The organism is Paracoccus seriniphilus (assembly GCF_028553745.1).
GTDB classification, from domain to species: Bacteria; Pseudomonadota; Alphaproteobacteria; order Rhodobacterales; family Rhodobacteraceae; genus Paracoccus; species Paracoccus seriniphilus.
Genome location: NZ_CP067129.1, coordinates 1 through 10000 on the forward strand (window position 1 = coordinate 1; position 10000 = coordinate 10000).

Annotated in this window: 4 protein-coding genes, 1 tRNA gene, 2 rRNA genes and 1 pseudogene (1 of these 8 cut by a window edge); 4 read left to right on the forward strand and 4 right to left on the reverse strand. The window is 59.7% G+C overall.

The window, feature by feature from the left end; translation table 11 throughout:
• The 4 genes from dnaA (at position 1) to gyrB (ending at position 6244) form a co-directional block, all read left to right on the forward strand.
• Positions 1–1392, forward strand: a complete 1392-nt coding sequence (dnaA, locus tag JHW44_RS00005; protein ID WP_089342392.1) for a chromosomal replication initiator protein DnaA — start codon at positions 1–3, stop codon at positions 1390–1392.
• A gap of 97 nt (positions 1393–1489) precedes the next feature.
• Positions 1490–2608, forward strand: a complete 1119-nt coding sequence (dnaN, locus tag JHW44_RS00010; protein ID WP_089342391.1) for a DNA polymerase III subunit beta — start codon at positions 1490–1492, stop codon at positions 2606–2608.
• Positions 2605–3684 (forward strand): DNA replication/repair protein RecF, encoded by a 1080-nt coding sequence (gene recF / locus JHW44_RS00015; protein ID WP_089342390.1) that lies wholly within the window; start codon positions 2605–2607, stop codon positions 3682–3684. Before dnaN ends, recF begins: the two co-directional genes overlap by 4 nt.
• A 121-nt stretch (positions 3685–3805) precedes the next feature.
• The gene (gene gyrB / locus JHW44_RS00020; protein WP_089342389.1) at positions 3806–6244 is read left to right on the forward strand and encodes a DNA topoisomerase (ATP-hydrolyzing) subunit B; all 2439 of its coding nucleotides are present in this window, start codon (positions 3806–3808) and stop codon (positions 6242–6244) included.
• A 56-nt stretch (positions 6245–6300) separates the two neighbouring features.
• On the opposite strand, the pseudogene JHW44_RS00025 reads toward gyrB, so the two are convergent.
• The 4 genes and pseudogenes from JHW44_RS00025 to JHW44_RS00040 form a co-directional block, all read right to left on the reverse strand.
• Positions 6301–6780: pseudogene (locus JHW44_RS00025) on the reverse strand (transposase); the annotation flags it as partial.
• Positions 6781–6981: 201 nt separating this feature from the next.
• A tRNA-Met gene (locus tag JHW44_RS00030) sits at positions 6982–7058 on the reverse strand.
• A 74-nt stretch (positions 7059–7132) separates the two neighbouring features.
• Positions 7133–7247, reverse strand: a 5S ribosomal RNA gene (rrf, locus tag JHW44_RS00035).
• Between the two features lie 93 nt (positions 7248–7340).
• A 23S ribosomal RNA gene (locus JHW44_RS00040) occupies positions 7341–10000 on the reverse strand (it continues 173 nt past the right edge of the window).

Sequence of the window (10000 nt, forward strand, 5' to 3'; positions counted from 1 at the left end):
ATGGAAGAACTTTGGGGGCAGGCATGCGCAGAGTTGGAAAAAACTGTTGGACCGAACAACTTCAACCACTGGATCAAGCCGCTGCGCCTCACCTCGGTCGATGAGGGGGTCGCCCGTTTCGCAAGCCCGACACGTTTCGTCTCGGATTGGGTCAACCGGCATTTCGCCAAGGACATCATTGGCGAGCTGAACCGCATCGAGCCCTCGGTCGAGCGCGTCCGTTTCGATGTCGCTCCCCAGGGCGTGACCGCACGGGTCCGCACCGCCGCCCAGGCCCCCGCCACGCAGTTCCGCGCCAACGGCCCGGCAGTTTCCCCGGCTGCCCCCGAAATGCGTCAATCCGCCAAGGCCGATCTTTGCGCCCCGCTTGATCCGCGGTTCACCTTTGAGAATTTCGTGGTCGGCAAGCCCAACGAACTGGCCCATGCCGCCGCACGCCGCGTCGCCGAAGGCGGACCGGTCGGCTTCAACCCGCTGTTCCTTTATGGTGGCGTCGGACTGGGCAAGACCCACCTGATGCATGCCATCGCCCATGACTACCAGCAACGTCATCCCGCGGCTCAGGTGCTGTATCTCTCGGCCGAGCAATTCATGTATCGCTTCGTGCAGGCCCTGCGCGAAAGCACGATCATGGATTTCAAGGGCATGTTCCGCAATGTGAACATGCTGATGGTCGATGACGTGCAGTTCATCGCCGGCAAGGACAGCACGCAGGAAGAATTCTTCCATACGTTCAACGCGCTGGTCGATCAGGGCAAGCAGATCGTCATTTCCGCCGACCGCGCCCCCGCCGAGATCAAGGGTCTGGAAGAGCGGATCAAGTCCCGCCTGGGCTGCGGCCTGATCGTCGATCTTCACCCCACCACCTATGAATTGCGTCTGGGCATCCTGCAATCCAAGACCGAAGCCTTCCGCGACCAGCATCCCGACCTGGAGATCGGCGCCGGGGTTCTGGAATTCCTGGCGCATCGCATCACGAACAACGTCCGCGTGCTGGAAGGCGCGCTGCAGCGGCTCTTTGCTCATGCCAGCCTGCTGCGCCGCGAGATCACGCTGGAGGTCGCGCAGGAATGCCTGGCCGACATCCTGCGCACCAATGACCGCAAGATCAGCATCGACGACATCCAGCGCAAGGTGGCCGAGCATTACAACATCAAGCTGGCCGACATGATGGGGCCGAAACGGGCGCGCAATGTCGCCCGGCCACGCCAGATCGCCATGTATCTCTCCAAACAGCTCACCAGCCGTTCCCTGCCCGAGATCGGACGCCGCTTTGGCGGCCGCGATCACACCACCATCATGCATGGTGTGCGCAAGATCGAGGAACTGGCCGGGGAAGATCACGGCCTGGCCGAAGATATCGCCATGCTCAAACGCCTTCTGGAAGCCTGAAGACAGCACTGGAACGAAATCCTTGTGACCGCCCGCACAGACGGTTACAAATCAGGTCCGATCACGGCCTGAGCGGCCATAGGGACAGGGAAAAGCTATGAAATTCTCGATCGAACGCGCCGTTCTGGTCAAAGCCGTATCTCAGGCCCAGTCGGTTGTCGAACGCCGCAACACCATCCCGATCCTGGCCAATGTGCTGATCGAAGCCACGCCTGATGGGGTCAGTTTCCGGGCGACCGATCTGGATACCGAAGTCGTCGATCGCGCCGCCGCACAGGTCGAGCGCCCCGGCGCCACGACCGTCAGCGCCGTGATGTTGAATGAAATCGCCCGCAAGCTGCCCGACGGCGCGCTGGTTCAGATCACCTCCGATGATGCCACGGGCCGCCTGTCGGTTCAGGCGGGGCGCTCGAACTTCAACCTGGCGACCCTGCCGCGCGAAGATTTCCCGGTCATGGCCTCGACGGAATACAGTGCCAGTTTCAGCGCCCCGGCCGCCGTTCTGCGCCGGCTGTTCGACAAATCGAAATTCGCCATCTCGACCGAGGAAACGCGCTACTACCTGAATGGCGTCTATATGCATGTCGCACAGTCCGAAGAGGGCACCACGCTGCGCTGCGTGGCCACCGACGGCCACCGCCTTGCCCGCATCGACGCCCCCCTGCCGGCCGGGGCCGAGGACATGCCGGGCATCATCGTGCCTCGCAAGACCGTTGCCGAGCTGCGCAAGCTGCTGGATGATGACGAGGCAGAGATCGCCGTTTCGGTCAGCGAAACCAAGGTGCGCTTTGCCACCTCGACCCTGACCCTGACCTCGAAGGTGATTGACGGCACATTCCCCGATTACTCGCGCGTGATTCCCGCAAACAACACCCGCAAGCTGGAGGTTGACGCGACAGATTTCGCGCGCGCCGTGGATCGCGTGGCAACGGTCAGCAGCGAAAGGTCGCGCGCCGTCAAGCTGTCTCTGGACGCTGACCGGCTGATCCTTTCGGTCAACGCACCGGATTCCGGTGCAGCCGAGGAAGAGCTGATCGTGGCCTATGCCGATGAACCGCTGGAAATCGGCTTCAACGCCAAGTACCTGCAGGAAATCGCCAGCCAGGTCGATCGTGACAATGCCGTCTTCATGTTCAGCGGTTCGGGCGATGCGGCACTGATCCGCGAAGGCAGCGACCTGAGCGCGGTCTATGTCGTCATGCCGATGCGCGTGTGACGCTGACCGGCATTTCTCTTGCCCAGTTCCGGTCCTGGCCGCGGCTGGATTTGCAGATTGATGACCGGCCGATCGCCATTTTCGGCCCCAACGGCTCGGGCAAGACCAATATCCTTGAAGCGATCTCGATGCTGGCCCCCGGACGGGGGCTGCGCGCCGCCCCCGCAACCGATCAGGCCCGACAAGGCAAGGACGCAGGATGGCGCATCCGTGCAGGCTGCGGCGATCACGACGTTGAAACCGTCGCGCTTCCGGGACAGAACCGGCAGGTGTTTCTGGACCACAAGCAGGTTCCGCAAACCGCCTTGGGGCGGCTGTTGCGGATCATCTGGCTTGTGCCTTCGATGGACCGGCTGTGGACCGATCCGCCCGAGACGCGCCGACGCTTTCTGGACCGGCTGACCCTGAGCCTGTTTCCCGACCATGCCGAATTGGCGCTCGGCTATGAAAAGGCCATGCGCGAACGCAATCGCCTGCTCAGGGATCATGTCAGCGATCCCGGCTGGTATCGCGCGCTGGAGCGGCAAATGGCACAATCCGGCAGCGCGTTGACGGCGAACCGGCTGAAGGCTCTGCAGGCCATCATGGCCTCTCAGGTTCACGACGGCACGGGCTTTCCCGCCGCAACACTGACTCTTCTGCCCGGCGAAGGTCACGCCGATGACAGCAACGCCGACAGCATCGCCACGCGCCTGGCCGAGATGCGCATTCGCGATCTGGCCGCCGGACGCAGCCTGACAGGCCCCCACCGCGCCGATCTGGGTGCCTATTGGGGACCGCAGGACATGCCCGCGGCGCTGTCCTCGACCGGAGAGCAGAAGGCCCTGCTGCTGTCGCTGATGCTGGCCAACGCCCGTGCCCTGGCCGATCAGCCGGTCATCCTGTTGCTTGATGAGGTGGCCGCCCATCTCGATGCCGACAGGCGCGCCAATCTCTATGATCAGATATCGGAACTGAACGCCCAGACCCTGCTGACCGGCACCGGGGCCGAGCTGTTTGATTCTTTCGGCCCCCGCGCCAGACGGCTGGAAATTGCCAAGCACGACGGCGCGTCGCGTTGCATGGAGCATGACTGAATCACGGATTGGCAGGCCGCCCGCAGGAATACGCCCGGATCACCGGAAAATCAGCGTCTTTGCCGTGACTTTGCCCGCGTAACAGCCTATATCGACATAGGATTCACAGGAATATTTGCGCATGACCGATACTGCCCCACAGACCGCCGAATACGGTGCAGATTCCATCAAGGTTCTCAAGGGATTGGAGGCTGTTCGCAAGCGGCCCGGCATGTATATCGGCGATACGGATGACGGTAGCGGCCTGCACCACATGGTCTATGAGGTCGTGGACAACGGCATCGACGAGGCCCTGGCAGGCGAAGCCGACTATGTGAAGGTGAAGATCCACAACGACAACAGCGTCAGCGTGCGCGACAACGGCCGCGGCATCCCGGTCGATCTGCATGCAGGCGAGGGCGTCAGCGCGGCCGAGGTCATCATGACCCAGCTGCATGCCGGGGGCAAATTCGACCAGAACAGCTACAAGGTCTCTGGCGGCCTGCATGGCGTGGGGGTTTCCGTCGTCAACGCGCTGTCGGACTGGCTGGAACTGCGGATCTGGCGCAATGGCAAGGAACATTACGCCCGTTTCGAACATGGCGACACCACCGAGCATCTGCGCGTCGTCGGCGATGCCGCCGAGGGTGAAACCGGGACCGAGGTGCGCTTTCTGGCATCGGCCAAGACCAATGATCCCGACGGCACCTTCAGCAACCTGGATTACAACTACAAGACGCTGGAAAACCGGCTGCGCGAACTGGCATTCCTGAACAGCGGTGTGCGGATCATCCTGGAAGATTCACGTCATGCCGAAGTGCAGAGGACGGAATTGTTCTACGAGGGCGGCGTCCGCGAATTCGTGAAATTCCTCGACCGTTCGAAATCTCCCGTGATGCCCGAGCCGATCTTCATGACCGGCGAAAAGAACGGCATCGGCGTCGAAGTCGCCATGTGGTGGAATGACAGCTATCATGAAACCGTCCTGCCCTTCACCAACAACATCCCCCAGCGCGACGGCGGCACCCATATGGCCGGCTTCCGGGGCGCGCTGACGCGGGTCATCAACCAATATGCGCAATCCAGCGGCATCGCCAAGAAAGAGAAGATCGACTTTACTGGCGACGACGCCCGTGAAGGCCTGACCTGCGTGCTGTCGGTCAAGGTTCCAGATCCGAAATTCTCCAGCCAGACCAAGGACAAGCTGGTCTCCTCCGAAGTCCGCCCGGCTGTCGAGGGGCTTGTGCATGAAAAGCTGACCGAGTGGTTCGAGGAAAACCCGACCGAGGCCAAGGGCATCGTCAGCAAGATTATCGAGGCTGCGCTTGCACGCGAAGCCGCACGCAGGGCGCGCGAACTGACGCGCCGCAAATCCGCGATGGACGTGGCCTCGCTGCCGGGGAAATTGGCCGATTGCCAGGAAAAGGACCCCTCGCTGTCGGAATTGTTCATCGTCGAGGGTGACTCGGCCGGCGGATCGGCGAAACAGGGCCGGTCGCGGCAGAATCAGGCTGTCCTGCCCCTGCGCGGCAAGATCCTGAACGTCGAACGCGCCCGTTTCGACCGTATGCTGGGCAGCGACCAGATCGGAACGCTGATCACCGCATTGGGCACCGGCATTGGCCGCGACGAATTCAGCCTCAAGAAACTGCGCTACCACAAGATCATCATCATGACCGATGCTGACGTCGATGGCGCGCATATCCGCACCCTGTTGCTGACCTTCTTCTTCCGGCAGATGCCTGAACTCATCGAGGCCGGGCATCTCTATATCGCGCAACCGCCGCTCTACAAGGTCGGCCGTGGCCGCTCCGAGGTCTACCTCAAGAACGAGGCCGCGCTGGAGGAATATCTGATCCAGCAAGGCGTCGAAGGCGCGATACTGCGCCTGGGAAGCGGCGAAGAGATCACCGGTAACGACCTTCTGCGCATCGTCGAAGAGGCACGCACCTGCCGTCGTGTCCTGCGCGCCTATCCCACCCATTACCCGCCCCATATCACCGAACAGGCCGCCATTGCAGGCGCTCTGGTCCCCGGACGCGTCGACTCCGACGCGCAGGGTGCGGCAGATGCCGTCGCCGCACGCCTTGACCTGATCGCCGAGGAATATGAGCGCGGCTGGACGGGTCGTCCGACGCAGGATGCTGGTATCCGCCTGACCCGCACCCTGCGCGGCGTCGAGGAATCGCGCACGCTGGACGGTCAGATGCTGCGCAGCGCCGAAAGCCGTCGTCTTGGCGAGATGACCACAAGTCTGCAGGAAATCTATGGCCAGACCGCGCGCCTGATCCGCAAGGACCGCGAGCAGCCGATCTACGGACCGCTCAGCCTGTTGACTGCTATCTTCCTCGAAGGTGAGAAGGGCCTGTCCCTGCAGCGCTACAAGGGTCTGGGCGAGATGAACCCGGATCAACTGTGGGAAACGACGCTGGATCCGGCTGCCCGTACGATGCTGCAGGTGCGCATCGAAGATGTCGCCGAAGCCGAAGACCTCTTCACCAAACTGATGGGAGATGTCGTCGAACCACGCCGGGAGTTCATTCAGACCAATGCCCTGAACGTGGCCAATCTGGATACCTGAGCTCATTTTAGAGCTATGCCTTAGAGCTATGCCGGATTTTGGGTGACGCGGCCTGATCAAGCGGCGCGGTTTTTGGTGTCGTTTGCAGCGACACCTTCAGTGGCGGTGACGCCTTCGATGACCATTGGCAACCGGTTCGCGCCCTTCAGGCGGCGCCACGTCCTGGCGGCGGCCTGAACGAGCTCGAAGACCATGAGCTTGTTGGTCTTCTGCGACAGCGCCCGCTTGGTTCGGACAGTCCTGTGCTGGACGGTGGCGAAGACGCTCTCGATCGGATTGCCTGTGCGGAGGTGATCCCAGTGGTTCGCGGGGAAGTCATGGAAGGCCAAGAGGGCCTCGCGGTCCTTTTTCAGGCAGGTTACTGCCTTCTCGTATTTGCTCCCGTATTTGCTCCCGCATTTCCCGGCGAAGGTGTCCATGGCTGTTTCGGCGGCAGCGCGGGTCTCGGCCTGCCAGATTTCGCGCAGATCGGTCTTCACCGTGGGCTGCATCGATTTCGGGAACTTGTTCAGGACATTGGCGCTCTTGTGGACCCAGCTTTCGCTGGTTTGCCCGCCACTCCGCCATCAACTTGCGCGTGTTCGGGCATTGATGTCTATGATCAGCGACAATTTCGGCTCCAGATACCTGTCGGCTTTGCGCGGGTTCTGAGCCATTCTCCCGTCATTGACACGAGTTTGAACGCGTCATGTTCCTGCCATCTGGCGGGATTTCGGAATAGTTTTTGTAACTTATTCTGGTTGCGGGGGTAGGATTTGAACCTACGACCTTCAGGTTATGAGCCTGACGAGCTACCGGGCTGCTCTACCCCGCGCCATTTCCGCGCGTTTTTGATCTGGATTTGCGCGTATTTTTTGATCGTTTGGAGAGATGCTCGTTTCTTTCCAGGTCTGGCGGTGACCTACTCTCCCACGTCTTGAGACGCAGTACCATCGGCGCAGCGGCACTTAACGGCCGAGTTCGGGATGGGATCGGGTGTTTTGCTCGCGCTAGGGCCACCAGACCAGGAAAGAAACGATCAGCGTTGATCCCGTTTCATGGGGATTAAGTTGTCCAAGGATGCTTTTTGGAGAAGACAGTCTGTCTTCTTCCGGATCAAATCAAGCCTATCGAGCCATTAGTACCGGTCAACTGAATGCATTGCTGCACTTACATCTCCGGCCTATCGACGTGGTGGTCTTCCACGGCTCTCAAGGGAGACCTTGTTTTGAGGGGGGCTTCCCGCTTAGATGCCTTCAGCGGTTATCCTGTCCGTTCATAGCTACCCAGCACTGCCGTTGGCACGACAACTGGTCCACCAGTGGAACGTTCACCCCGGTCCTCTCGTACTAGGGGCAACTCCTCTCAAGTCTCCAACACCCACGGCAGATAGGGACCGAACTGTCTCACGACGTTCTAAACCCAGCTCACGTACCTCTTTAAACGGCGAACAGCCGTACCCTTGGGACCTGCTCCAGCCCCAGGATGAGATGAGCCGACATCGAGGTGCCAAACGATGCCGTCGATATGGACTCTTGGGCATCATCAGCCTGTTATCCCCAGCGTACCTTTTATCCGTTGAGCGATGGCCCTTCCACTCGGGACCACCGGATCACTATGGCCGTCTTTCGACTCTGCTCGACTTGTCAGTCTTGCAGTCAGGCTGGCTTCTGCCATTGCACTCAACGAGCGATTTCCGACCGCTCTGAGCCAACCTTCGCGCGCCTCCGTTACAGTTTGGGAGGCGACCGCCCCAGTCAAACTACCCGCCACGCAGGGTCCCGGATCCGGATAACGGACCGCGGTTAGACATCAAGAGTGCGAAGGGCGGTATCTCAAGGATGGCTCCACGGGAACTGGCGTCCCCGCTTCAAAGCCTACCGCCTATCCTGCACATCGCAATCCTGATGCCAGTGCGAAGCTGTAGTAAAGGTGCATGGGGTCTTTCCGTCTAACCGCGGGAAGTCTGCATCTTCACAGACAATTCAATTTCGCTGAGTCCACATTTGAGACAGCGGGGAAGTCGTTACGCCATTCGTGCAGGTCGGAACTTACCCGACAAGGAATTTCGCTACCTTAGGACCGTTATAGTTACGGCCGCCGTTTACCGGGGCTTCAATTCAAGGCTTGCACCTCTCCTTTTAACCTTCCGGCACCGGGCAGGCGTCAGACCCTATACGTCGCCTTGCGGCTTCGCAGAGCCCTGTGTTTTTAGTAAACAGTCGCCACCCCCTGGTTTGTGCCCCCGACCAACAGTTGCCTGCCAATCGGGCCTCCTTCTCGCGAACTTACGGAGGTATTTTGCCGAGTTCCTTAAATGTGGTTCTCTCAAGCGCCTTGGTATTCTCTACCAGTCCACCTGTGTCGGTTTAGGGTACGGTCTCATGGAGGGCTATTTCCAGGAACCCCTAAGCAGCCCGATCAATCCGTTAAGATCGAACTACCCTCGGGATCCGTCACCATCTCCTGGCCCAGGAATATTAACCTGGTTCCCATCGACTACGCCTTTCGGCCTCGCCTTAGGGGCCGGCTTACCCTGCTCAGATTAGCTTTAAGCAGGAACCCTTGGACTTTCGGCGACAGGGTCTCTCACCCTGTTTGTCGCTACTCATGTCAACATTCTCACTTCTGATCACTCCACCGGTTGCCTCACGGCCCGGCTTCACAGTCAGAACATTGCCTCCGTAACCCATTGCTGGGCTAAAGAGGCAGCGTTCTATATCACAGAACGCTCCGCTACCACGCACAACAAGTGTGCATCCAAAGCTTCGGCTCGTGGCTTGAGCCCCGTTACATCTTCGCCGCAAGACCTCTTGATTAGACCAGTGAGCTGTTACGCTATCTTTAAAGGATGGCTGCTTCTAAGCCAACCTCCTGGTTGTTTTGGAAGTCTCACATGCTTTCCCACTTAGCCACGAATTGGGGGCCTTAGCTGTTGGTCAGGGTTGTTTCCCTCTCCACGACGGACGTTAGCACCCGCCGTGTGTCTCCCGGACAGTTCTCTTGGGTATTCGGAGTTTGCTTAGACTCAGTAAGGCTGTGGGCCCCCATCATCCATGCAGTGCTCTACCCCCCAAGGAATACATCCGAGGCGCTACCTAAATAGCTTTCGCGGAGAACCAGCTATCTCCGAGTTTGATTGGCCTTTCACCCCTAGGCACAAGTCATCCCGACCTTTTTCAACAGGTGTGGGTTCGGCCCTCCAGTACGTGTTACCGTACCTTCAGCCTGCTCATGCCTAGATCACTCGGTTTCGGGTCTGATCCGTCTGACTATGTCGCGCATTTAACACTCGCTTTCGCTGCGCCTACACCTAACGGCTTAAGCTTGCCAGACAGACCAAGTCGTTGACCCATTATACAAAAGGTACGCCGTCACCGCTCAAGGCGGCTCCGACTGCTTGTAGGCGTCCGGTTTCAGAAACTGTTTCACTCCCCTCGTCGGGGTGCTTTTCACCTTTCCCTCACGGTACTGGTTCGCTATCGGTCAGTAAGGAGTACTTAGCCTTCGAGGGTGGTCCCCCGATCTTCAGACAGGATTTCACGTGTCCCGCCTTACTTAATACGTCCAATCAGACTTCCTGTACGGGGCTGTCACCCTCTGTGGCTGATCTTTCCAGATCATTCCAGTCATCATCATGGCTCGGCTGGTCCCCGTTCGCTCGCCGCTACTAGGGGAGTATCTGTTGATTTCCTTTCCTCCGGGTACTTAGATGTTTCAGTTCCCCGGGTTCGCTTCTTAAACCCTATGTATTCAGGTAAAAGATACCTGGTCATG

What these genes read in the sequence shown, in the direction of transcription:
- gyrB (WP_089342389.1), top strand. Translation starts at nt 3,806, where the DNA reads ATGACCGATACTGCCCCACAGACCGCCGAATACGGTGCAGATTCCATC.
- dnaA (WP_089342392.1), top strand. Translation starts at nt 1, where the DNA reads ATGGAAGAACTTTGGGGGCAGGCATGCGCAGAGTTGGAAAAAACTGTT.
- dnaN (WP_089342391.1), top strand. Translation starts at nt 1,490, where the DNA reads ATGAAATTCTCGATCGAACGCGCCGTTCTGGTCAAAGCCGTATCTCAG.